Genomic DNA, 24974 nt, shown 5'->3' on the forward strand with positions numbered 1-24974 from the left:
TTGACCCCTTTGGCGAAGTTAGGAACTGACCCCCTTCACTGGTTTGCTGTTTCGTTGGGTTCAAGCGTCGGTCCGGTCTTCTGCAGAAGGCCGGACCGACGCTTTTCGCGGAGACGGTAGCTGTCGCCGCGGATGGTGATCACCGTGGAGTGGTGAAGCAGGCGGTCCAGGATCGCCGTGGCCACAACGGGGTCGCCAAAAACACTTCCCCATTCGCCCACGGAGCGGTTGGAGGTGATCAGGATCGAACCCTTCTCGTAGCGCCGTGACACGAGTTGGAAGAACAGGTGGGCGGCATTGGCCTCGAAGGGCAGATAGCCCAGTTCGTCGATGATGAGCAGTTTCGGCCGCGACAGGATCGCCAACTGCTTGTCGAGCGAGCCGTCGCTGTGGGCCTTGGCCAGCGTCGCCACCAACGTAGCAGCCGTGATGAACTGCACGTTGTAATTCTGGCGGATCGCCTCGCGGCCGAGGGCCACGGCCAGATGGGTCTTGCCCGTGCCGGGTGGGCCGAGGAACAAAAGTGTGTCGCCGTGCGCAATCCAGCGGCAGGTGGCGAGTTCCCTGATCTGCCCCTGATCGAGCGATGGCTGGGCGTCGAAGTCGAAGCCGTCCAGCTCGCGCACGAAGGGGAACTGGGCGATCTTGCTCGACATGGCGATGCGCCGCTCGTCGCGCCGGGCGATCTCGCGCGACACTAGGAAGCCCAGGGCCTCGCGTAACGTCATCTTCGAGCGGGCAGCTTCGTCCAGCAACGTGTCGAGCTGGTCGCGGATCGCCGTCAGCTTCAGCCGATCGAGCGTTGCGATGAGCATGTCATGATCCACGTTCGTCATCACCAGCCCCCTCCGACAGCCGCCTCGTATTCCGCAAGCGGCCGCAGCAGGGCGGCTGGAGCGATCTCGATGGGATCCGCGCGCACCGGCCCTTCAAAGCCGGCGACGCCGACAAAATGCGCCCGGTCCACTATCCGTTGTCGTCGCCCCCGGCACAGGGCATGATCGCCTACCACCTGGCCTGCATGACGGATGATCACACGGCCAGCCAACACCACGACCTGGACGCTCTCGCCGATCAGGCGCCAGGGCACCGAGTAGCTGTTCGTATCCAGATCGATCGCACAGTCGGCCTGGACCTTGCGGATCAGGTCCCGCAGTTGCCCGAACGGCGCCCTGCCGGAAAGCGGGCGGAGCGCTTGAGCTTCAGCGGCAAAACGTTCCACGGGCGCAACGCCGGTGGTGCCGTGTTCACGCCGGTCGGCAACCTCGCGCGTCCACCGATCCAGATGCGCCTCGAACGCCGCCCAGCTCTCGAACCGGCGGCCGGCGATCGCGTTCTTCTTGACGTAGCCGACTCCGCGTTCGTCTTTCCCCTTCGTCCTGGCCCGATAAGGGGCACAGGCCCGCGGTGTGAAGCCCCAATATCGGGCAAAAGCGTGCAGCCGGGCGTTGAACCTCACCTCGCGCGTCACTGCGTCGTGATGCTCAACCAGCGCCTTTGCATTATCGATCAGAACTTCCGCCGGCACGCCCCCAAACCGCAGGAAAGCGCCTTCCATCCCTTCGAACCAGTCGGTCTGGCGCTGCCTCGGCGAGGCCCGGATGTGCATCCGGCGCGAATAGCCAAGCGTCCCGACAAACACATGGATCCGCACCCGCTCGCCGCCGATCCATACCCGCGTGTCGCCGAAGTCGATCTGCATCTGATGACCAGGCGCCGTCTCGAAGCGCACCGTCGCCCGCTTCTGCGCTTTCAACTCGCGCCGCCATTGTCGAACCCGAAGTTCTACCGAGCGCAACCCGATGACGATGCCATGCTCGCTCTCCAACTCCTGGCGAATGACGTCCGCGTTCCCGTCGTGGCGAAAGAAACGCTCCCGAAGCCAATCGTCCAGACCATCAAATGCTGTCCGACGCACGGGCTGGCGATACGCAACAACGCCACCTTCACGAAGATATCGGCGAACCGTGTTGCGCGCGCATCCAAACTCCTGCGCAATTCGTTTCGCTCCCCAGCCTCGTTCGTGAAGGCCTACCATAGCCAAAACTTCTTCCCCCGATCGCATTTCCTCAACCCGCATCGTTCCAGACAATGCAAGTTGCGATGAAAACTCTCTCGTCATCGATTCTTCCTCTCAAAAGAGAGGGGTCAGTTCTTCGTTTCGTTCGGGGGTCAATTTCTCATTTCGCCCGACAACTGGAACGAGCCGCTTCCCGGCAGCATGGAAATGGACCTGGTTGCTCATTGCGGAGAGGCCAACCGCGGTAGCTACGTTCACAGCCTGGTTCTGACCGATATCGCGAGCGGATGGACGGAGGCCGCGCCCATCGTGGTCCGAGAAGGCACCCTCGTGGTCGAGACACTCGAGCGCATCCGCATGGGCTTGCCCTTTGCCCTGAGAGCGCTGGATGTGGATAATGGCAGCGAGTTCGTCAACAACAGGCTGATCGAATATTGCCTTGGTCACGGCATCGAACTCACTCGCTCGCGGCCTTACCGTAAGAACGACCAAGCGTGGATAGAGCAGAAAAATGGCGCCGTTGTACGGAAGCTCCTGGGTTATCGGCGCTTTGAAGGCTTGGCGGCGGCCAGAGCGATCACGCGCCTTTACGGGGCATCCCGGCTGTTTGTGAACTTCTTCCAGCCCTCGTTCAAGCTGGCTGCCAAGCAGCGCGACGGAGCGAAGGTGGCCAAGCGCTATCATCCACCGCAGACTCCCTGTGAGCGTCTCCTGCAGGCGGAGGGCATCCCGATGGCTGCCAAGAGCAAGCTGCGCGAGATCGCCGCCGACCTCGATCCGCTGAAGCTTCTGGAGGAAATGCGAGCTGTGCAGGCTTATCTCGCAGCCCTGGCTGACGGCGAAACACCGCCGCCGACGACATCCGAACCACCCGACCTGGCCGCGTTCGTAGCAAGCCTGTCGAGTGCCTGGCATGCGGGTGAAATCCGTCCGACGTTCTCCACCGAAGCCAAACCGCGTTACCTACGAAGTCTACAAAAGGTCTCGACGCAAGTCCTTATTGCGGCTCCCACCGCCGCGCTCAAGCCGGTGATCTCACCCACTCCTGCCGCGAAAGCCGCGAAGATGCAGGAGAAGCTGAAGCCGGTCTACGCCGAGCCTGGCCAAGCCCGCGTCCAGGCGCTCCGCATGGTGTGGCCGATCGTTTGCCGCCGATTGGAAGAATTCCCCAACATCAATGCCACGCAACTCTTCGAAGAGCTGTGTATCCAGTTTCCAGGTCGATTTACCCGCAAGCAGTACAAAACACTCGTCCGACGGGTCTATCTGTGGCGCCAAGCAGCTCGCGCACGCGGTGTTGTCGTTGGGCCGAAGACGTATCGTCGGCTCAACGACAAACCGCGTGGCCGACGTCCCGACATCTTTAAGGACCATTGGGAAGAGATGGCACGATGCCTTGAAGAGCGTCCGGATCAGACCGCACTTGAACTTCTCGTCGAGTTCCAGGCCCGTCACCCCGGACGATACAGCTTGCGCCAGCTTCACACGCTGCAGAAGCGAGTAAGGGCGTGGCGACAACAAGCCGTGCAGCGGCTCATCGGCGAGGTCAGCGGCCCAGCGCCATACCTCGCTTCAGATTCCGCACGTCTGGCTGCGGGTAACATTCCTGATGAGGCACTAGGTAACAAAATTAGGTGAGGCAACACGAGTGTCATCGGGCGTTGAATATTCCCTGATTGTGGGCATCGAAAATTCCCGGTTGGCGCGGATGCCAACTCTGCAATCGGTCCACCCGGCTAGTAACTGGATCTCCGCGTTGGGCGCACGGTCATGGTGACTGGGGTCTCGGCTGACTCGCTTGGAGGCTCCTACAGAGGAGACGCTCAACGCTGCTGCACACCGTCATTGAGAAGGCAAACCCAGGGTGCGGCACTCGATAGCCAAACGAGGCAAACAGCCATGTACAAGATCGGCGCTTTAATGCTCACACTATTCGGTTCAGGGAGGATCGGAATCGGCAACTGCTCAGGCGCTGGCGAACGGTTCGAATGTTGCGCATCCGCCGGTAGCGCCGGCCGATTTCGAGCGGGCTCTCACGATCAACGATCGCTAGCGGGCTCACTGTCAATGTCCCCGAAGTGCCGTTCTGGCTGACTGCGGCCAACGCGTTCGTCTACCGCCGGACTACCCGCGGCGAGCACCAGTTCATACTGGTCGATGCTGCCACGGGTGTGAAGCAGCTCGCCTTCGATCAGGCCCGCCTAGCGGCGGCGCTAAATAAGGCGAGCCATAAGAGCTATCAGGCCGACGATCTTCCCTTCGACCGTTTCGAACTGACCGACCATGGTCGCAGGCTCGACTTCCTGATTGAGCAGGTCCGGCGGAGTTGCGACCTTGCAAGCTATGCCTGCACCAGCACCACATTGGATGTGGACGCCGGAGCTTCAGCTATGGAGTCGTGGTGCGAAAACGGCGGCTATTGTCTTTGGCCGCCGCAAGGGCGGCCGCCAAAAAGCTGCAATTGGCCGCTTATCGCCCAATAATCGGTAAGTCGATGTAGCACCCGGCGGGGCCGCGATGAAATTTGAGGAACGGCGGCGGCCCGTCCGCGGGAACATTGGCGAATGTATCCTTGACGCTGCCGGCGAGAACCACCCTAAGGCGGTAACCCGCTGGGACGAGAGCCGATATCGGCTGCAAGGTGAAGATCAGGATCGCGGGCTTTCCAGGGGTGAGCGGTTCAGCGTCCCGCTTCAAATAGCTGTGCTGCGGTCCCAGCACACTGAAGGGTGAGCCGGTCCACACCTTTCGATGCAGGGCGCGCAGGTGACCCTCCGTGAGATAGCAGGACACCCCGTCCGGCTTTACGGCTTCGAGATAGACGAAAAAGGCGCCGTCCTCGCGGGTCGAGGTGATGTCCAACTGGACAACGGGATGTCCGGTGATATCGAGGTCCCGCGTCAGCGGCTCGCTCGTGTAGGTGAGGCGCGCAGCGCCGAACTCTCGCCGATCTCCATAATCCACCTTATCCATCTTGCCCAAAGCGCCACCATTGGTTTCCCACCGGTTTGAGATGACGTCCCCCAGCTCAGGGTCGACCTGCAGCGAGTCGAAGCCCGTCTTGTCGGGCGATGAGCTCAGGCGGGAGCCACTTGCCATGTACCACCGTTGGCGTGTGGCCGGGACCGGCCAGGAGCGGGTCGATTTCCAAGCGCCCTCCCCGAGCGTATAGTAGTGCAGGACCTTCCCTCGCTCGCCGGCCGCTTCGCCATTGAAGCAGGCGTCGGCGAAGCGGATCCAATTTGCCACCTGGGTCGCGACGGTTGGAACGATTTCTTCACCGGCGGGACAGAGCGGGTCGTTGGCTATGCTGGCGCCGTGGTTCCACGGGCCGATGATCACGGTCATCGGATTTGACTGCAGCAGGAACCGGCGAATGGACCCTTCCGCCGACACAGAATCGAACCAGCTGCCCCAGTTTTGAATTGGGACGCCAGAGCGAGATATGCGGCCCGCCGCCGCCTGTGGTGACCTGTCAAACCCCGAGAATAGGGCCAACCACTCGTCCTTATCCGTGACCTGCTGCAGAGGCGGGGGGGAGGCGGCCCCCTCGTGCTCGCGCAAGGCGGCGCCCAGTTCCGCCTCCCTCCCAACGGGACGAACGCCCTGCGAGGGCTGGCCTTCGCCACTATTGTTGGCAAACACATTTTGGTTCAGGTTTTTGACCTTGCTGTCCCACTGGAGCTGGGTGAGGTTGTCGACGCCGCCCGGAAAGCTGATATCTTCATAAATATCGTAATCGACAAACCGCGGCACGATCCCCTTCAGCGCGGGATGACCTAGCGACGCCATCCAGTCTGCGGAGTTGCCGGTGTAGGAATTGCCATAGCCGACCACCTTTCCAGAGGACCATGGCTGCGCAACGATCCAGTCCAAAACGTCGCTGTAGTCCATGATCTCGTCGCGAGTGCGGTGGCCGGGCCATACCCCGAAAGAGGCTCCGGTGCCGCGAACATCTCCAACAACCACGGCGTAACCATGTGGGGCAAACAGGTCGGCATATTCATTAGATGGGCTACCCTTCTTCCCGCGCCAGTAGCACGTCATCACCAGAATGGTGTTGCGCTTGGTATTGGCGCTATCACCCCTTGGACGGACGACGTCCAAGGCTAACCCCACGCCGTCGCGCGCAGGCACATATACCGATTCCAATAGGCCCACCTTGTGCGGCTGCGCAGCTTCGCCACGGAGATCCAAGCCGAAGATCGAGCCTCGTGTCTCTTGCGCTTCGGCGATCTTCGGCGGCAAAAGCGCGCCGGTCTCGATTGGTGGGCGACGAGATACGGTCATGCAGTTCCTCCTGGCAGACAATGTGGACAATGCGCCCGTGATTACCTCAAAGAGGTTTGATTTGCAACATACGTTTTATTATTACGATAATAATTCAAATGTATCGAGTTATGACGACCAGCCGTTGGTAGTGCCGATCGCCCTCTTGAGCTTGCACCCGAATGGGATCAGGGCCCCGTCCGTGAATGGAAAACTGAATCTTCCGACTCGCGGACGCAGCCGACTCTATGTGGGGTCAGAACCGAGAGCTGTTCGAAATCATACGCGGCCTTTAGCAATCAAAGACAGCAAAATGTTGTAAAATCAATGTATTAATGCGTTTCTGAGGAATGATTTAGCCAAGGGATTTTGTGATGTCGGAAGCCGTTCGGGCTATGCTGGCCAAGATTCAAACCGTTGAAGAAATGATTGCTGCATTCGGCGACGAACGGCAATGTCGACGCCTTCTCGAGGCTTTGGTTTGGCCAACGGTCGGATATGCCCCGCCTTTGGCGACAAGAAAACTATTCCCATTGCGGGCCGCGACATGGGGCGGCGCAGAGCAATACCAGGCCTCTATCGATGTTCCAGCGGCGAGTGTCGCTTTCAAGTTGCCGCTGATCACATAGTTCAAAGCATTGTGGCTCATGTTGCAATCGGACAAGGGCATCATCGGTGCGGCTGGCTGAAGCACTGGGTGTCAGCCAGCCGACCGCCTGGCGTATGGGACACGCTTTGCGGTTGATGGTGGCGCCTGAAGCGCCGCTCACAGGCACGGTTGAGATCGATGAGTTCTACCTCGGCGGCCGCCTCAAACGATCGCCTGACGCCCACCGCCCGAGCGGGGTCGCAAAGGGCAATGCCGGACTCAGGGTCGACCTGCAGCGAGTCGAAGCCCGTCTTGTCGGGCGATGAGTTCAGGCGGGAGCACACTGCGGCGGACGATACCGGACAGCGGCCTTCTCGGCCTCGCCCGGCCAGTCCTCACCTTCGATCCGTAACCCCTGGCGCGGACTGGTCCTGATCGTCTTGTCGATTGTGGGGGGCACGGTCGGCTGGAGCGGAACTGTGCTTACCCTCCCGGTCGCGATGATCTTCCCGCTGCTGGGCGAAGTCGCCATCGCGCCTGGTCGCGGCTGCCGTCTCGGGAGGTTATTTCCTCGCCGCCTCACGCGGACTGCGGCAGGGTGTCGCGACCTTCTATGCCGCCGATCCGTCGCCGGGTCTCCTGCTGTGGGTGATCGCTTCGGCCTGCTTCGTCACCGTGCATGCGGTGCTATGGACACGCAATCTGGAAGGGAAGGGCGGTGCGGTATCTGGCGGCGCCGGTGCTGATGGGGCTGCCGCCATTCAGCATCGCCGGCTGGGCGCACCCTTTGACGGCGGCAGGCGTGCTTTTTCCTGGATGGGGATGGTGGGGCTTCACAGCCACTGCCGCCGGGCCTCGCAATGATGATATCGCGATACTGGCCGGCAGCTGCTGTGGCCTTAATAGGCTTTTGGCTCTGGTCCGCCGCAACGTGGACAGAACCTTCTCTACCGGACGAATGGAAGGGCGTCGATCTATCGCGAACGCATGCCGGTCCCGGTTTCCATAGGGAAAACGCGTTCCAGCAGCGCTGAACAAGGAGCCCCCGTAACAAAAAATGGCCGGGCTCGAATGCGGCCCGGCCAAAAGAAGGTTAAAACCTTCAGAGGGGAACACCGTACGGCGGAATGGGAGGAAACCGCCGAACGATTTTACCTGTTTAATCCTATTTAAACGCCTTGGCGACGAATGGAATTCCAAAAAAGCATAGTTCTGCGATCCGCAGGTGCCCTCATGTTGATCCGAGTGGTCTTGCCCTGGCCTTGGCCGGCCAGATCTGAGCAAGTTCCTTCGCAGCTCCGTTAAGGGCGTCAGCAAGTTCCGGCCAACGATCCGGTGTAATCCGAATGAGTGGGCCTGCGACGGAAACCGTACCGGCAACCGGAGCATCGTATACAGAACTCGCTCGGAATGGTACGGCGATAGCCGCGGTACCGGCTTCACCTTCTTCCACCGAAGTGGCAAAACCTCGTTGCCGCGTTTCGGCTAGCCGAAGCCTGAACTCATCGATACAGTGAGCCGAGTTCGGCCCGAGCTTGTGAGGTGCATCAAACCCGCGAGAATACACAATTGCCAGCGCCTCTTCTTCAGGCAAGGTGCCAAGCCAAGCCTTTCCACTAGCAGTTGCATGCAGCACTATTTCCTGCCCCATATTAGGATCGTAACGCAAGCCAGTGGTGGCACCCTGTGCCCTCGCCATCCAAACAAGCCCCCGATTTTCCAGCACAGCGAGACGACAACATTCATGCGTTTCCGTGGCCACTCTGTTCAGGACCGACTGGACTACCTCCGATACGTTACGAGCGTCGAGATTACGGAATGCCAATGTGCTCATTTTAAGCGACAGCGCATACTTCTTGCTTGCGATGTCTTGAATGAGCCACCCGCGATTGACTAGCGCCGTGACGAGCCTATGAATCGCGCTGACCGGCATGTTGAGGCGGCTAGCAAGTTCCGACAACTCGACGAGCTCACGCTCGCCCGCGAGCAACTCTAATAGCGCAAGGCAACGGGACACGGAAGCAACAGTCACACTCAATTTATCTCCTTTCCCAGCGGCTTTGGATCTGGGACCCAACTCCAGAGGCTGCTGTATTCGAAAGTGCTCGCGGCCTTTACAAGCATCCAGGGGCATGGAGATCGAAGCGATTGCTGCTCCGGCAGTCTGCGCTCTGCTGTATCCTCAATCGTTTCATTGAACCAAGGTCTCCTATTAGCCCGTCTCGGGCGCGGCGCCGCGCTCGTAGATACCATCTATCTCCTTCAGCACTGCCCATCGCTCACCTAGACCAGACTAACAATACTTCCTTCATGTGAAGGTTTGGTCATAGCGGGCGCGTAAGCATTCCTGTTCTTTCTTCTCATGTCGCATTTTCTGAGCCACCCGCATTCCGTTTCAATCATTTACAAACGCATAAGCATATGTTTGCTTTGCGTTTAGTCAGATACTACAATCTCAGGATAAAATAGGTATCCGGCACCACAGACCGTCCAAAGACAGTTCGGCCCGCTGAATGTGCTCACGCCTTGCGAACCCCCCTTCCCAAATCTGACGCCGAGCTGAAAACTCAGTTTCTCCCCTGTTTCACCGTGAGAGCCACGGGACTAGAATACCCAGCAACGTTTCGTAGGGCTGGCGAGTACGGATCTACAAATTTCGTGCCAAAACTTCAAAAAGATCTCAGCAGAGATTTTCTTGTGAGTCGTCAAGCGCATATGAATGGTCAGCATCAAACCAGGTCGCTTCACATTGTCGGAGACCCGACCAAACGCGACAAAATCTCGGAGGTATAGCTTTCATCCTTCTGCAGAGACGATGAAATCCCCTCGTGGCAGTGAAACGCGACGGCGTACTGCTTCACCGATTCTCGCTCGTGGCTCGCGCAATTGTCGACCGCGTACATTTCTCTAAGTGTCTGAATCGAAATGACCGTGGATATTTCAATGTCTTGCGAGCCTGCGGGTGAGCATTCGGATGTTTGCGATGAAGACCCAAGCTTCGGCGGAGGCGATGGTGCGCTCGAAGTCCTTTGCCAGCCTTCGGCACCTGCCGAGCCAGGCGAATGTACGCTCCACCACCCACCGGCGCGGTAGGACCTCGAAGCCTTTGGCCTTGTCCGCGCGCTTGACGATTTCCAGCGTGAACTTTCCTACCTTTTGCAGCGCGCCGCTCAGCTTCGGCCCGGCATAGCCGCCATCGGCGAAGACATGATGCAGCCATGGCCAGCGTTTGAGGATGGCCTTCAGGACCGCCGGCGCGCCGTCGCGGTCCTGAATGTCGGCGGCATGGACGACGAGCCCGACCAGCAGGCCGAGCGTCTCGACGACGATATGGCGCTTGCGGCCCATGACCTTCTTGCCGGCATCAAAGCCCCGGATTCCGCCGCTTTCGGTGGTCTTCACCGACTGGCTGTCGATGACACCGGCCGTCGGGCTGGCTTGCCTGCCTTCCCGTTCGCGTGCCGCCATCACAAGCTCGTTGCTGATGGTGCGCAGCAGGCCCTCGTCACGCCAGCGCCAGAAGTACTTCTGCACCGTCGAGAACGGTGGAAAGTCCTTCGGCAAAAGCCGCCACGCGCCGCCCGAGGAGGCCAGGTACAAAAGAGCGTTCACGACTTCGCGCAGGTCCGTCTTGCGCGGCCGGCCGACGCGGTTCGGCCGAGGCATGTGCGGCACAATCAGCGCCCATTCCGCATCCGTCAGATCGCTTGCGTAACGGGCGCAGCGCCGCTCATAGTGCGGACGGGTGATTTCAGTCTAGGCCATCGTGATCTCCGTCGAATCTCTCGTCCAATCCGTGTCGTGATCCCGCTCAAGTCTAGACCAGCGAATCACGACGGACAAAGCCGGCCCCTTTCCAGCTCAGCCCCGGGCGCCGGCTCTCATGCCGGCCAAAAATGAAAAAGCAACAAATATTTCACAACAATAACACACATCGCTGACCCACAGGTGACTAAGGTGTTCGTGATCGACGTAAATATTCCAGGGGCCCAGGACGATGAGCGGTCGAAATCAGACGAATACCCCCTACTCAAAGAGAACTTGTGCAGATCGGCTGCAAATGCTTGGCAGAGCGCGCGAGGTAATCCGCCGTGAGGCGAAAGCGCTCGAATTAGTGGCGGCTCGCCTCGATGAACAGATTTGTAAGTTAGCGGAGCACATACTCTCAACACCCGCTCTCGTCGTCGTTTCGGGGGTCGGCAAATCAGGTCTTGTCGGCGAAAAAATCTCGGCAACGCTCGCCTCGACGGGTACGCGCTCGATTTCACTTGATCCACTTGACGCCCTTCATGGCAGCCTCGGGCGAGTTAGTGCAGGTGACGTATTTCTTGCACTGTCAAACTCGGGCGAAACCGAAGAACTCAGGCAGGTCGTGTGGGCTTTGAAGGAGCAACCGGTACTCATCGCGTTAATAACCGGGCGCCCGAACTCTTCGCTAGGGCAAGTAGCGCATCGCGTGCTCGATATCGGCCCGGTGCAGGAGGTCTGCGCCCTAGGACTTACACCGACAACCAGCACTACTGCAATGATGGCGCTCGGCGATGCCCTAGCGCTTATCATACAGGAGCGCCGCGGATTCACTGAACGCGATTTTGCACGCTTCCATCCAGGCGGAAGTCTCGGCAGAAAACTCGTGCGAGTGAGTGATCTCATGTGGCCACTAGGAACTATTCCAGTCGTGCGTCCCGGTACACAGCTCGCCGAGGTGCTCGTGACTATATGCGGGGCGGTGCGGAGCGCAGAAGCGGCTGTTGTGCTAGGTGGCGACGAAAAAATCATTGGTGTGATCAACCCGCGAACAATCGCGGGCGATTTAATGGGAGCGCAGCATTTGGAGTTGGAAGCGAGTGTGGATCCGTACATCCAGCGGCCCCCGGCCGCAATTCAGGACAATGCCAGCCAGAGTGACGCCTTCCAGATCTTTCTCCGCAATGGTGGCGATGTCTTGTCTGTCGAGGATACAGTTGGTCGCTTTATCGGCCTTCTATTCCGAAGAGATGTGGAAACGAATAGCGGAATGCGCTGCGGGGGGTGTGTGGGGGAAGTGTGAGAAGAGCCGTTGGGAAAATTCGGTTTGAACGCTACCCAGCGCATAGCCGAAACCGAGATTCTATCAGGAGGACAAAATGAAAAAGCCTGAAAGCCTTGTCGTCCTAATCTGGGCCATTCATTTGCGTTCCTGGGGGCTGGTAAGGCCGCGGACTTTGGCTGAGTCCACCCGGGCCGGCAATTGCCGCTCTTCAAATCGGGGTGTTTTCGCGCGCCCTCGAATGGGCGCATTCGTTTTCCTCCTTTTCTTCTGAGGGGTTCAACGATCCGATGGGCCGCTTCTGGAGAGCTCCTATAGTGCTTCATTCGTACTGTGCGCTGGAATGCGGGGCAGGAACCGGCCGTTTTCACCCATCGAGGGGCGCGCCACATGCAATTCTAGTAAGCCGTCAGTTCTTACCCTTCGGATGTCGCCTGCCCGGCTGTCGAAATCATGCATCGAGAGTAGGCAGCTACTGCCGGTCGGCTCTCATTTCGCGAGGTAATCTTGGCACCTCATTTTGGCCAAGCCGATGGAAGCAGAACCCCCGGAGGCTCATTCCAAGTAACCGGTCGGAGGAAGCCATCCCCCATTTCCAATTCGCAGATGTTGCCAGTATCAACGCGGGCCAATTGCGCTACCGGAAAATCTCCGAATTTTCCCATAAGGCGCCGTCCTATACACTTGAGAGGCCCATGAGCAGTGACCACGAGGATGGTTTCGGTTGGTCTGTAGGAGCCCTTGAGACCCATAAGGAAGCTGTCGATCGCGTCAAAATAAGCATTCTGTTCCGACTTCCAGTTCGATATAGGCCATATACTGCGCCGATACCAGTCGAAGAAATCACGGGCGCCAAAACGGCGGACCACTTCAATATTGGAGAGGCCTTCCCAGTCGCCATAGTCTATCTCGCTAAGTCTCGAGTCGGCGACGGGAGGCCGCTTTGCACCAGAGGTGGCCAAAGCGATCTCGGCATAAGCGCTTGTTCGTCGCAAAGGACTGCAAAAAGCAGCGGATGGTATACGCCTTGCGCCCTGCAGTACGGTCCCGAGTTGCCGTGCCTGACGCTCCCCTTCCAAGACGAGAGGAGGATCGGCCTGGCCACCTATCCATATCGCTTTCGCGCCGGCTGAAAACGTATTTCCGTGTCTAGACAAAATAATCTTCATAGTTCAGAGAATTCCGTTGAGTGACTTAGTTATCGTTATCACCTTTTCCTCATATTGCACGTTAAATGTTCTTTCACATTTCTTTTTAAACTTGTGAAGAAGGAGATGTATGCCTATATACCGGAGCGCTGCGCCCCCGCTAATGCTTCTCGAACAGGGACGTTTCAAATCCATGGACGACGAAATGCGAACAGGAGTTCTTGCGAGAATAGTGACAGTTGTTACTGATGGAAACGGTAGCCTTGGTAGTACATTGTGACACGCTTAATCTCAGACGGGGCGCACATCGGGGTGTCAGATCTGGCCCCGTCCGAAAAGTGAGCGGCTGCTCCCTTCTGCCGATCAGATGTGACGTTACGAAGCCGGAGAGTGTCAAAAGAACGTTGGCGAAGGGATGTGAAGTTCTCGGGACCGTTCGCCATTTGGAGGATATTTGATGGAGACCAATTCGGTGGTCGTCGTCGGCAACGGTGCCGGCAAGGTGGTATATTCGCAGAAGAATCGGTTCACGCTAATCGCCGGGCCTTGCCAGATGGAGAGCCGCGAACACGCGTTTATGATGGCCGGCAAGCTTGCTGAGCTCTGCAGGTCGTTCGGCCTCGGCCTTGTTTACTTCGCTGTCCGGCAAGCGCGGCGTTGGTCTTCGAAAGGCGATGGAGATTTTTGCCAGTCTCAAAAAGGAATACGCCTTTCCGGTGCTGACGGACATCCACACAGAAGAGCAGTGTCCCGTAGTGGCTGCGACAGTCGATATTCTACAGATTCCCGCCTTCCTGTCGCGCCAGACGGACCTGCTCGTGGCGGCTGCTAAGACGCGACGCACGATCAACGTGAAAAAGGGGCAGTTCCTCGCACCCTGGGACATGAAGAACGTGCGCGCCAAGCTCACCATGAGCGGTAACCCGAACGTGCTTCTGTGCGAGCGCGGCGCGTCCTTCGGTTACAACACGCTCGTCTCGGATATGCGCTCCTTGCCGATCATGGCGGCGCTCGGCGCGCCGGTGGTATTCGACGCTACCCATTCGGTGCAGCAGCCGGGTGGGCAGGACAGTTCTTCTGGCGGCGAGTGGGAATTCGTCGAGACCTTTGCGCGAGCAGCCGTCGCCGTCGGTGTTGCGGGCGTCTTCATTGAGACGCATCAGGATCCTGATAACGCACCTTCTGACGGACCGGACATGGTGCCGCTTAATGATATGCCGCAGTTGCTGGAGAGATTGGTCTCTTTTGACGCCATTGCCAAGCAGTAAAGGACGCGTTCTTGAGGCCATTGAGATTGAGACGGACAACGGCCCATGACGGTCGCTATGCACAAGGAGGCGGCGGTGGCGGTGGAGTGGACGAACAGGGTTGAGGGGAAGGACGTGTTAGGCGACGTTTGCCCTCGGGGGGTCTGAATTGACAAGCAGAGATCGCCTCGTCGATGGGAGAGGGCAAGAAGATCGTGGCGAAAGCACGAAACGGCACTGCAGGCTGCGAAGCGCTTCTGGCAGGCCACATATCGACAACAATCGTGGTTCACAACCGCGCTCCGCGGCGGGATCTCCCTCCCCACGTGAGGGGATCGGCCGTCTCCACATCCGGACAACTCTTAACGCCAAGAGAGTTCGCGACTGCCCTTACAAGTAGCATCGAATGATTGTGATCCCATGTGCTATATTTTCGAGAACTGTCTTTGCCAAATTTCGATCAGCTTTATGTCGCTTGATATCACTACTTCTGGTTATCAAGTTTTTCGGAATTTGGTTGAGACCGTCCTCGCTTTTCTAAGGTGAGACTTTGGGTAAAACAGGAGAACGTACATGAGCGAAGCGACTCTGGCAGGACGGGTAGCGATTGTAACGGGTGGGCACGGCGGGATCGGCCGCGCAATCGTAGCGCGACTCCTTCGAGACGGCGCGCACGTAGCAGTCTTCGATCTTTCGGGGAACGAACAAGCGAGTCGCGATTCAGTGCTTCGGATTCATTGCGACGTCACCGTGCAAGCTAACGTCGAAACGGCGCTGGCGTCGGTTCGTGAAGCTCTCGGACCAGTTCAAATCTTGGTGAACAATGCCGGCCTTCTCGGCCCTGTAGCGCGTGTACTCGAAATCACGACCGAGACATGGCGGCGCGTAACAGACGTGAACCTGACAGGCACATTTGTCTGCTGTAAGGCTGTCGCAAGCGACATGGTTCAAGCTGGCTATGGCCGAATCATTAACATAGCCTCGGTTCAAGGAAAGGAGGGAATGGAGCTTGCGGGAGCATATGCTGCCTCCAAGGCAGGGGTCATCGCTCTGACCAAGACTCTTGGCAAGGAGCTCGCCACAAGCGGGGTCTTGGTGAACTGTATCACACCAACCGCAGTTGACGGCGGCATGATTGATGAGATTGAGGACCAGCGCCGCGCTTATATTCTCGATCGCATTCCAATGAACCGTTTCTGCTCCGTCGACGAAGTTGCGGCCATGGTCGCTTGGCTCGCAAGTGACGAGTGCTCATTTTCCACAGGAGGTGTTTTCGATCTTTCGGGCGGAAGATCGAGCTATTGAGTTTTGCGACCTTACCCGATCGCAATCCCTCAGGACCACGAGATAGGTCGGCCCACGGGTTGGTCCTCAGTGATTGGCCCGCCACGGTGCGTGTTGCCTTCTGTGGTTGCCGTCCGTTGTGCAAGGAGTTTCTGACTTTCTGAACGTGTGATCGAGTGCGGTCTTCTGTCAGGCCTTGAGTGCGGCACTTGTCGAAGCCGCTGGCCGGTATGGTGATCTGCGGATCGGGTCCAAATCTCACGTGCGTGCTTGAAAGCACCGAGGCAACAGCTGGTTTTCCCGATCCAGATCGGTTCGATCATGCGCCCATTCAGGTCATCGCCTTCTCACACCCCCAATACCGAGTTACCCGCACCATGCTGACCAACAGGTCAGGCCATGGCGGTTAACACCGGATCTCGATAATCTTCTTGTTTCGTCAGCATGGCCCACATTCTGCGGGCCATCTTGTTCGCCAGTGCGATCGCGACCAACATCCGTGGCTTCCTCGTTATCATCCGCGCCAGCCAGGAACCCTACGCCGGAGGCTTTCTGCTCGCCCAATTCACGCGGACCATTGCACCGATGATCAGCAATCGGCGAATATCGGCTTGTCCTGCCTTCGATACCTTGCCGAGCCTTTCCTTGGATCGTGTCCCGCTGCGTGGTGTAGCTGACGGCATGGTCGCCGCGCTCTCCGGCATGGGGCCGGGTGATCAGCGTGCCACGGCTGGCAGGCTGATGAGAGGATCATCGCTCATTTGACTGATGGTTTCCAGATGGGGTGGATGCCAGCCTTCTCCGACGGCATCGCAATGTGCCAAGTTTGTGGTGCTTAACGCCACAAAATGGAAGGAGGCATCCATGGAAAAGGTTACCATCATTGGGGTCGATCTGGCAAAGAACGTGTTTCAGCTGCATGGCGCGGCGGCTGACGGATCAGTCGTGTTCCGCAAAAAACTGTCGCGCCTGCAGTTTTGCAAGTTCATGGCGGGTCAGCCAACATGTGTAGTGGCGATGGAGGCGTGCGCCGGTTCCCATTATTGGGCTCGCGAGATGGTCCGGCTTGGCCATCAGCCGAAGCTGATTGCACCTCGGTATGTCAAGGCGTTCGTCAAGCGGCAGAAGAACGACGCAGCGGATGCGGAGGCGATCGTCGAGGCAGCGCAACGGCCAACGATGCGCTTCGTCGAACCGAAAACCGAGGAGCAGCAGTCTCGGTCCATAATGTTTCGCACCCGAGAACAGCTGGTCAATCAGCGCACTGAGTTGGTCAACGCATTGCGTGCGCACCTTTATGAGTTCGGCCACATCGCGCCGCAGGGAATTCGTTATCTGAACCGACTTGAATGTTTCGTTGAGGACGAGAAAGCCAATTTGCCTGATCTGGCCCGCGAAATCTGCCGCGATCTGCTGGACCGGATCTACCAGCTAACTGGCCGGATCGACGCACTGAAGAAGAAGATCGATGCTCTGTCGAGGGAAGCTGAGGCATCTCGGCGCTTGCAAACCATGCCCGGCGTTGGCCCCATCGCCGCACTGGCGATCGAAACTTTCGCGCCCCCGATGGAGACGTTCAAATGCGGCCGTGACTTCGCCGCCTGGCTTGGGCTCGTCCCGTTGCAGAAATCGACCGGCGGCAAGCAACGACTAGGAAAAACCTCGAAGATGGGCCAATGCGATATTCGACGCCTGCTCATCATTGGAGCCATGGCTGTGGTCCGATGGGCATCGCGGAAGGGCGCGCCCGAGGGCTCCTGGCTCGCGCGCATGATGCCGAAGAAGCCGCGCATGCTCGTGGCCATTGCGCTGGCCAACAAGATGGCGCGTGGCATCTGGGCCATGCTGACAAAGGAAGAGGATTACCGGAATCCGGCAACGGTGCCTGCATGAGCATTCAGCAGCACACCTGAACCGGTCCGTCGGGGATGTGAGGAAGGCCTGAACCGCATGGGCAAATGATCGATCCGATCGGGATCAGGAAACCAGAATGACGCACCGAGCCTCGCGCTCGCTTTCTAGATTTGGACCTGATCCGCGTATCACCATACCGGCCCGCGGCACGTCATGGCCGCAAATCAAGGCCTGACACAAGACCGCACTCGATCACGCGTTCAAAGGTTCAAAATCTTCCTTGCAAAACGGCTGGCATCCACACAAGCGTCATGTATCTGGCGCGCTGGACAGCCCATTTGATGGCATGGACCGCTCCGTTCCCCTCAGCGAAGATGGGGGACGTCTTTTAGCCAAGAAGGAGTGTTTTCCATGCCTGTTGTTACCATTGGTCTTGATCTCGCAAAGACAGTCTTCCAAGCTCACGGCGTTGATGACGCCGGTCAAACCGTTCTACGCCGTCGCCTTGGGCGAAGCGAGTTGCTCGCGTATTTCGCCAAGCTGCCGCCTTGCCTGATTGCGATGGAAGCATGCTCGAGCGCTCATCACTGGGCTCGCGAGCTGGTCACTCTGGGTCACGACGTTCGGCTCATTCCGCCGCAATATGTCAAACCCTATGTGAAAATATGCTCACCTGACCATATCCGAACTAATCGTGAGGTCGCAGGAATGTGAAGGAACGCGTGCAGATTGGCTTATTTGGAACGTTTTCCGCTCACATTCCTTCGCATTATTTCAGAGGCTGTCGAGCCAGGCGAGCAAGCTCGCTTCCCGTTTCCATGATGGCGGATGAGTTGCCGTTGCCGGAACGCCGACCTGTTCCAGGGCCCTTCGCTTCGTTTCCAGATTGGCCTTCGCGTAGTGGTTAGTGGTGTCGAGGCTCACGTGGCCAAGCCAGCTGCGGATGACCGTGATGTCGACGCCCGCCGAGACAAGGTGCACAGCGGTGGCGTGACGGAAGCTGTGTGGCGTCACATGCTTGGCTCGCAGTGATGGCACGGTTTCGGCTGCCGCTTTAACATAAGCCACAAGTTTGAACCGGACGCCCGAGGCGCTGAGCGGCTCGCCGTAGCGGTTAACGAACATCCGCTCGTTTGGCGCTCGCGGCTGCCGCTCCAACAGCTTTTTCAGCAGCAGCGCGGTTTCTGGCCAGAGTGGGCAGATGCGCTCCTTACGGCCCTTGCCAAGGAGCCGCACGCAACCCGGGCTGTCGAACCGGATGACCTCGGGACACAGATCGAGCGCTTCCTGTATTCGTGCCCCGCTGTTGTAGAGGAACGACAGCAGCGCGTGATCGCGCATGCCTTCAAGGGTCGAGCGGCCTGGCTGGGCAAGGATCGCCGTCACTTCCGCCGGATCCAGATAACAGGGTTCCGATACCGGCGCCCGCTTGCTGGGGATGTGGAGGATTTCCACGCACTGGGCGATCGATGCAGGATCCCTGGTCGCCACGAAGTTGAAGAAGCTGCGGATCGCGGCAAGCCGACAGTTCCGCGAGCCGATCGTACAGCCGCGTTCTTGTTCGGCGTGCCTCAGGAACGCAGCAACTTCGCTGGCGGTCAGATCGACCAGCGTGATCATCGCAACCGTCTTTTTCGCGCGCTGTGCGACGAACCGCAGGAACAGCCGCCAGGTGTCGCGGTAGGATCGGACCGTGTGGACGGATGCGTTACGCTGCTCAACAAGCCATTCATAGAAGAACGCGCGCATCAGGTTCGGGAACGGGTTGGCCTTGCTCATGACCGCACCTCCTGCGCCAGGTTGAGGCATGGTGCGCCCACAGCCCTAAACCGCTCGTTGGCAAGATGCAGCAGATCCTGCGTGACAGTGATGTAGACCAGGGTCGAGTTGATATCCCGATGGCCGAGGTAGGTCGCGAGGAACGGTAGACGACCCTGCGGGTTGATGCCCACCCGATACCATTCCAGGATACGGTTCACGACCATCGAGTGACGCAGGTCATGTAAGCGTGGCCCGGTTCGCCCGTGCTGTGGTTTCAACCCGGCGCGACGTATGACGGCAAGGAACAGCCAAGTGATCGCTTCTGGTGTGTAACGGCGGGTGCGGCCCGGCTCGTGCCAGAACAGGCCGGAGCGCGGATCCTGCGATGCGCCGGCACGGCGCCGTGCATTGATATAGGCCCGAAGCTCGATCATCACGCTGTCGGGCAATGGCAAGATCCTGGTTTTGAAGAACTTGGTTTGCCGAACCGTGATCGTATCACTGTGAAGATTGACATCGCCGCTATCGCGAGACGGGTGAGATGGCGGCACGCAAGCAGGGCCAACCGTCGCGCTCGAAGCTTGATCCTCACGAAGCCTTCATCCTCGGCCTGATCGAGGAGACGCCCGACATCACTCTGGCGGAGATTGCCGAGAGGCTGGCGGCCGGGCATGGCGTGCGCGTGGTTCCTTCGACGATCTGGATGTTTCTCGACAGGCGCTGCGTCACGTTTAAAAAAAGACGGCGCATGCCAGCGAACAACAGCGCCCCGACGTCAAGGCGCGCCGTTGCGCCTGGTTCGACGGCCAGCTCGATCTCGACCCCGAGAAGCTGATCTTCATTGATGAGACTGCGGCCTCCACCAAGATGGCGCGGCTGCGCGGGCGGGCCAAATGTGGCGAACGCTGCCGTGCGCCGGTTCCTCATGGTCATGTGTGGACGCCCCGCCGGATGCAAGAAGAATCTTCGGTTCAGGCTGCTGCGCGTGATCGGGTGCTGCCATGTGTTCGGCCTCTCTTTGCGGCTTCGTCATGGCCGCGGGCCCGTATGGGAGTTCGAGGATCAGGTCCACATCACTGGAACGCGCTCGAAGCGCTCCCCATGCGTCTGGTTCTCCTGATCCCGCCTCGCCGACGTTGCGCCATACCTGTCCTTCGACCTTCTCACGTCCTCCTGGCAGCCTCGCGTTCGCTCACTGCACTGCACTCATGCGGCGGCGGTCGGAGCTCGGTAGGTTCCACCTTTCGTCATCAATGCCCATGCGATGCGCGCGGTCTTGTTGGCCAGTGCCACGATCACCAGCATCGGCGGCTTGCGCGCCAGCATTCGATGGAGCCACGAGCCGGATGGCACGCCTTTGCGCTTGGCCCAGCGCACTACCGCGCTGGATGCGATGATGAGCAGGCGTCGCAGCGTTCGCTCTCCCATCCGCGACGTTCGTCCGAGGCGCTCCTTGCCGCCGGTCGAACGCTGGATCGGCGTCAGCCCGATCCAGGCTGCGAAATCGCGCCCAGAGCGGAACGTCTCTGCTGGTGGAGCCATCGCCTCAAGCGCGGTTGCGATCAGCGGCCCTGGTCCCACGTCATAATGCCCATCTCGCTACGTTACTGAAAGACAAAGGTCTTTTGCTCCGGATTTGATGATGACGGCCCGTTGAGACGTGGGCCAGCGTGTTCGATCAGATGCGAATCTTCGATATTCCGTCGTTTGATGACCCAAGGTGCGCCTTTGCAATATTGCTGGGCGGGGATGATGCCGGCGCGAATCTGACGAAGGACCGTCGCGGGGCTCAGATTGAGCATCCTGGCGGCTTCGGTCAACGTGACTTCGCCGCGCTCGGCCCATTCGCCATCCCTGTAGACCGCGATGCCGTGCGTGTTGCGGAAGCCCCGCACACGCGACTGCGACCATCCATTCGATCGACCTGTCCGCTTTCCTGCCCGGTTGAGTAGTCCGGCAATGGCCTTGTCGGGCATCAGTCGCGCGCAGGCGCGGATCAGCTCCACCGTCTCCGGCTCGACCGACCACCGCGTTTGACCCCGCCGGTTCTTTCTCACCGTCAGGCGGGTATGATCGCCGCCCTGCCAATGCAACAACAGATGAATCTGGTCACCCTCGACGTGTGCCACGACCTCGCGCAACACGACCCGGATGATGCGCTTACGCGTGACGGCAGTGGCCGCCGGATGATGCCACGCGGCTTCCAGGTCGGCCCCCATTTGCAATAGGCGCTGGCGCTCCTCGGCGCTCAAAGCGGCCGGCCGCTGTCGGACCAGGGCCTCCAGTTCTTCCTCGAGTGCGCTTACGGCCGCGAGGGCGCCGTTCCACCGTCGCTCGAGTTCGTGAGCAACCAGACGATTCTCAGGGTCGACCGTGTCATACTGCCGGCGCGCTCTGATTGCCTCATATCGCGCCTGTTCGAGCGCCAACTCGATCTGGCGCTGTTTTTCGCCAGACTGATGCTCGCGCTGCGCGATCGCCTGGATGGCCGCTTCAACGCCGAGCGGCTGCAGCAGCCGCACGATCTCGGCTCCCACCGCCTCATCGACCCGTAATGCGCCAAACGAGATACAGGAATCACCGTCGGGATTGCTCCGGGTCGCGTCACACTTATAGCGGCCGACATCACCCTTGGCGCCATTATAGCCAACAAGCAGCCGGCGGCCGCAATGACCGCAACGCAATAGCCCGGCGAGCAAAGCCTCTCCCTTGCGCACCGGCCCGCGCACCATCATGCCCTTGCCGTTGGCATTGTCAGTAATCAGCCGTTGATTCCTTTCAAAGTCTGCCCAGGACAAATAGCCTTCGTGATGATCAACGAGCAAGACTGCCCAATCTGAGCGAGCTTTGCGACGGCCGCGCACGATTCGCTTGCGGCCATTTTCGATTATCGTCCGACTTCCGGTTCGGCCAAAGGCATAAGCACCAGCATAAACAGGATTGGTGAGAAGGTTGCTCACCGTCGTGTAGACCGGAGGTTTCCACAGCACATGCTGCTGTCCGGAGATCCTGGGGTTGATGTACGGCAGCGCTATCTGGTCACTGCGAAGCGATAAGAACACCTGGCGGATGCTTTGCATTTCGGCAAAGCGGGTGAAGACCAACCCAATCGCCTCGCGCACGCGCAGGTCGGGATCCATTTCGATTTTGTCGCGGCCCACTTTCACATAGCCGACGGCGACCGTGAAGAAGAGCTCACCCCGTCGTGCCTTCTGCTTCAAGGCTTCCATCGAACGGGCCCGCAGGAGCGACAGTTCGAGCTCGCTCATCGTCCCTTTCATGCCCAGCAATAATCGATCGTTCGGATGGCGTGGTTCATACGAGCACACATCTTAATGCCCCAATTAGATTTGGAGATGATCAGCGCATAACAGTTACTGATCCGGCACACCCTCTTTATGGGCGCGATTTCATTTTAGCGGCAGGACCGAGCGGCGCCGGCGCCTATCGTCAGCTTCTTGTCGTTTACCGCGATGATGTTCTCCTGAAGATTCCGATCTCGGCCACCAATCTGTATCCATCGGCACCAGATTCGCCGTCAGCCAAGCTTTCGACTGCGAGCGTTCGCGATTTTATTCGCCTGGTCAGTTGCGCAAAGGCGCAGGCGCCGCGAAGTTCCGGCGATATGGCTGAGCATGATAGCCTGACGTCAGAAACCGAATCACCCCGATCGGAACCGCATGGTTCTCTGGAGGGCGAGCCATGATGTCGGATCTGATAACAACCCAGCATTTGTGCCGAAAAGCCGTGATTTACATCCGGCAATCGACACCACATCAGATGGTCAACAACCAGGAAAGCCTGCGGCTGCAGTATGCATTGCATCAGCGTGCGGGGGATCTCGGCTGGGACGACACCAATATCGAAGTGATCGACGCGGACCTTGGCCAGAGTGGAGCTGCGGCGGCTCACCGTGCCGGCTTCAAAGATCTCCTTGGACGCGTCACATTGGGTGAAGTTGGCATCGTTCTCTCGTATGAAGTGACACGGCTTGCCCGCAATTGTTCCGATTGGTACCCACTCCTCGATTTATGCGGCTATCGGCAATGCCTCATCGGCGACCGCGACGGAATTTACGACCCGGGCTCGGCCAACGGGCGCCTGTTGCTTGGCCTGAAGGGTACGATCTCGGAAGTGGAATTGCACACGCTTCGTGGCCGCCTGACGGCTGGTCTGCTCAGCAAGGCTGAACGGGGTGAGTTGGCTTTGCTGTTACCAGCCGGGTTGGAGCGGGATACCAATGGTGTCGTGATGAAGGATTCAAACCAGGAAGTGCAGGACCGGATTGCCCTGATATTCTCTGCATTTTGGGAGTTGGGCACCGTCGGAAAAGTGATCCGTTCCTTGCGGGATCGTGCGCTCACCATACCGCGGCGAAATCGATTTGGCGACGTTGTCTGGCGCGTCCCAACTGCCAACATGCTTGCCGGGATGTTGAAGAACCCGGCCTATGCCGGCGCCTTCGTCTATGGCCGCACCCAGTCCTGTCACGCCAGGTATGCGAGTGGTAAAATCATCTCGCGACGCCGGCCAATGGCAGAGTGGAAAATCGTAGTTAAAGACCGTTATCCTGCTTATTGCGATTGGGAGCGTTACGAGCGGATCCAGACCATGCTGAGCGACAATCACGCTGAATACCGACGAAACCAGACACGCGGTGCGCCGCGTGATGGCGCGGCGGTGTTGCAAGGCATTGTCTGGTGCGGGCGATGCGGCCATAAAATGGGCGTCGAATACAAGAACGGCAATCGTTACGTCTGCAACTTCCTGGCACGCAGCCAGGGCGGAGCCTTATGCCAGCATTTGCCAGCCGATCCCATCGACGCCCGCGTCGTTGAGGCCCTCTTCGCGGCGGCCAGTCCGGCCGAGTTGGCCGAGTTGATGCACGCCAAAGATGCTCGTCAGCAGGCAGACGAGGCTTTTGAGCGCGCTGAAGAGCAGCAGATCAAGCGGCTGCGTTATCAAGCGCTGCTCGCAGAACGGCAATACAATCGGGTTGACCCTGACAATCGCCTGATTGCGGCCGAGTTGGAGCGCCGTTGGGAGGGGGCTCTGCGTGAGCTTCGTCAAGCGGAGGATGCACTTGAGCGCCGTCGCGCAATGCAAAGTCAATCTGATGATCTGACGCCGACAGAACAGAATGATTTTATCGCTGCCGGTTCGCAACTTCCCGAATTTTGGCAGAGACCTGACATAGAGTGGGGACGCAAGAAAGCCTTACTACGCAGCCTGATCGACAAAGTGATCCTGCAACGGGTGGTCCGAGATCGGATTACGATCCGCATCGTTTGGCGAGGCGGTGAAGTTACCGAACGCGAGGTCGAGCCGAGGGTGCATGCCTTGAGCGCCCTGTCTCGCGGCGCCGAGATGGAGGTCCGGCTGCTCGAACTGGCTCATCAAGGGGACGACGACGCGGCGATAGCGGCCAAACTGACTAAGGAAGGCTTCCGCTCACCGCGCCGCAGCTACGTTCCTGTGCGCACAGTCCAGATCGTCCGACAACGCCATCGCGTATTGAGGCAGTCTACACCAGCCCGCTCTCACCACATTCCCGGGTGGCTAACGGTGTCTGAACTAGCGATGGCAGCGGACGTTTCTCGCTCCTGGATCCGGCATCGAATCCGCAATGGCGTGATCAGTGTCCGCCAAAACGCCCTTCACAAACGCGTTCTGTTTCCAGATGCCGCTGCAACAATCGCCGCAATACAAGAGCTCAAATCCGGCGTGCGGCAACACCTCGACTTTAACCCACCTGCTACCGAATAAGGGTATC

The 24974-nt window shown here is 59.0% G+C and carries 14 protein-coding genes and 8 pseudogenes; 11 read left to right on the plus strand and 11 right to left on the minus strand.

Annotated elements, in window-relative coordinates:
* Positions 1-35 precede the first annotated feature (35 nt).
* Both istB and istA read right to left on the minus strand, forming a co-directional pair.
* Complete coding sequence (gene istB, locus BPNPMPFG_RS38995; RefSeq protein ID WP_258598293.1) at positions 36-836, minus strand: IS21-like element ISSme2 family helper ATPase IstB; 801 nt, start codon at positions 834-836, stop codon at positions 36-38.
* Positions 836-2122 carry an IS21 family transposase gene (gene istA, locus BPNPMPFG_RS39000; RefSeq protein ID WP_258598295.1) on the minus strand — a complete coding sequence of 429 codons (1287 nt, stop codon included), beginning with the start codon at positions 2120-2122 and terminating at the stop codon, positions 836-838. Before istA ends, istB begins: the two co-directional genes overlap by 1 nt.
* Before the next feature lie 99 nt (positions 2123-2221).
* Between istA and BPNPMPFG_RS39005 the strand changes: the two genes are divergently transcribed.
* A complete protein-coding gene (locus BPNPMPFG_RS39005) occupies positions 2222-3658 on the plus strand; it encodes a transposase family protein (protein WP_258598297.1) in 1437 nt (478 codons plus the stop codon).
* A gap of 440 nt (positions 3659-4098) precedes the next feature.
* Positions 4099-4503, plus strand: a complete 405-nt coding sequence (locus BPNPMPFG_RS39010; RefSeq protein WP_258598298.1) for a hypothetical protein — start codon at positions 4099-4101, stop codon at positions 4501-4503.
* Here BPNPMPFG_RS39010 and BPNPMPFG_RS39015 read toward each other — a convergent pair.
* Positions 4490-6310, minus strand: a complete 1821-nt coding sequence (locus tag BPNPMPFG_RS39015) for a CocE/NonD family hydrolase (protein WP_258598299.1) — start codon at positions 6308-6310, stop codon at positions 4490-4492. The two genes, BPNPMPFG_RS39010 and BPNPMPFG_RS39015, sit on opposite strands and share 14 nt — an antisense overlap.
* A gap of 353 nt (positions 6311-6663) precedes the next feature.
* Here BPNPMPFG_RS39015 and BPNPMPFG_RS39020 point away from each other — a divergent pair.
* A pseudogene (locus BPNPMPFG_RS39020) lies at positions 6664-7170 on the plus strand (transposase family protein); the annotation flags it as partial.
* Between the two features lie 208 nt (positions 7171-7378).
* A pseudogene (locus BPNPMPFG_RS39025) lies at positions 7379-7858 on the plus strand (nitrilase-related carbon-nitrogen hydrolase); the annotation flags it as partial.
* Positions 7859-8109: 251 nt separating this feature from the next.
* Here the strand turns inward: BPNPMPFG_RS39025 and BPNPMPFG_RS39030 are convergent.
* Positions 8110-8910: an IclR family transcriptional regulator gene (locus BPNPMPFG_RS39030; RefSeq protein WP_258599107.1), complete on the minus strand. Its 801-nt coding sequence runs from the start codon at positions 8908-8910 to the stop codon at positions 8110-8112.
* Between the two features lie 908 nt (positions 8911-9818).
* Positions 9819-10628 (minus strand): IS5 family transposase, encoded by an 810-nt coding sequence (locus BPNPMPFG_RS39035; protein WP_258599109.1) that lies wholly within the window; start codon positions 10626-10628, stop codon positions 9819-9821.
* Between the two features lie 310 nt (positions 10629-10938).
* Between BPNPMPFG_RS39035 and BPNPMPFG_RS39040 the strand changes: the two genes are divergently transcribed.
* On the plus strand, positions 10939-11928 hold the full coding sequence (locus BPNPMPFG_RS39040; RefSeq protein WP_258598300.1) for a KpsF/GutQ family sugar-phosphate isomerase: 990 nt from the start codon (positions 10939-10941) through the stop codon (positions 11926-11928).
* A 494-nt stretch (positions 11929-12422) separates the two neighbouring features.
* Here BPNPMPFG_RS39040 and BPNPMPFG_RS39045 read toward each other — a convergent pair whose 3' ends face one another.
* Positions 12423-13076, minus strand: coding sequence for a histidine phosphatase family protein (locus BPNPMPFG_RS39045; protein ID WP_258598302.1), 654 nt, complete (start codon positions 13074-13076; stop codon positions 12423-12425).
* Positions 13077-13512: 436 nt separating this feature from the next.
* Between BPNPMPFG_RS39045 and kdsA the strand changes: the two are divergent.
* Positions 13513-14323, plus strand: a pseudogene (gene kdsA, locus BPNPMPFG_RS39050) (3-deoxy-8-phosphooctulonate synthase).
* Positions 14324-14875: 552 nt separating this feature from the next.
* Positions 14876-15607, plus strand: a complete 732-nt coding sequence (locus tag BPNPMPFG_RS39055; protein WP_258598304.1) for an SDR family NAD(P)-dependent oxidoreductase — start codon at positions 14876-14878, stop codon at positions 15605-15607.
* A 371-nt stretch (positions 15608-15978) separates the two neighbouring features.
* Here BPNPMPFG_RS39055 and BPNPMPFG_RS39060 read toward each other — a convergent pair.
* Positions 15979-16233, minus strand: a pseudogene (locus BPNPMPFG_RS39060) (IS110 family RNA-guided transposase); the annotation flags it as partial.
* Between the two features lie 217 nt (positions 16234-16450).
* On the opposite strand from BPNPMPFG_RS39060, the gene BPNPMPFG_RS39065 reads away from it, so the two are divergent.
* Both BPNPMPFG_RS39065 and BPNPMPFG_RS39070 read left to right on the plus strand, forming a co-directional pair.
* Positions 16451-17479, plus strand: a complete 1029-nt coding sequence (locus BPNPMPFG_RS39065) for an IS110 family RNA-guided transposase (protein ID WP_258598306.1) — start codon at positions 16451-16453, stop codon at positions 17477-17479.
* Between the two features lie 372 nt (positions 17480-17851).
* Positions 17852-18103 (plus strand): annotated as a pseudogene (locus BPNPMPFG_RS39070) (IS110 family transposase); the annotation flags it as partial.
* 111 nt (positions 18104-18214) lie between these two features.
* Here BPNPMPFG_RS39070 and BPNPMPFG_RS39075 read toward each other — a convergent pair.
* A complete protein-coding gene (locus BPNPMPFG_RS39075; protein ID WP_258598308.1) occupies positions 18215-19219 on the minus strand; it encodes a site-specific integrase in 1005 nt (334 codons plus the stop codon).
* Positions 19216-19728, minus strand: a pseudogene (locus tag BPNPMPFG_RS39080) (tyrosine-type recombinase/integrase); the annotation flags it as partial. The pseudogene BPNPMPFG_RS39080 and the gene BPNPMPFG_RS39075, both read right to left, overlap by 4 nt.
* 8 nt (positions 19729-19736) lie before the next feature.
* Between BPNPMPFG_RS39080 and BPNPMPFG_RS43455 the strand changes: the two are divergent.
* Positions 19737-20134: pseudogene (locus tag BPNPMPFG_RS43455) on the plus strand (transposase); the annotation flags it as partial.
* Between the two features lie 273 nt (positions 20135-20407).
* Here BPNPMPFG_RS43455 and BPNPMPFG_RS39090 read toward each other — a convergent pair.
* Together BPNPMPFG_RS39090 and BPNPMPFG_RS39095 are read right to left on the minus strand one after the other, a co-directional pair.
* Positions 20408-20779 (minus strand): annotated as a pseudogene (locus BPNPMPFG_RS39090) (transposase); the annotation flags it as partial.
* A gap of 26 nt (positions 20780-20805) precedes the next feature.
* The gene (locus tag BPNPMPFG_RS39095; protein ID WP_258598309.1) at positions 20806-22470 is read right to left on the minus strand and encodes a recombinase family protein; all 1665 of its coding nucleotides are present in this window, start codon (positions 22468-22470) and stop codon (positions 20806-20808) included.
* Between the two features lie 433 nt (positions 22471-22903).
* On the opposite strand from BPNPMPFG_RS39095, the gene BPNPMPFG_RS39100 reads away from it, so the two are divergent.
* Positions 22904-24967 carry a recombinase family protein gene (locus BPNPMPFG_RS39100; RefSeq protein WP_258593427.1) on the plus strand — a complete coding sequence of 688 codons (2064 nt, stop codon included), beginning with the start codon at positions 22904-22906 and terminating at the stop codon, positions 24965-24967.
* Positions 24968-24974: the final 7 nt, after the last annotated feature.

Source organism: Mesorhizobium sp. AR07, from assembly GCF_024746815.1.
GTDB lineage: Bacteria > Pseudomonadota > Alphaproteobacteria > Rhizobiales > Rhizobiaceae > Mesorhizobium.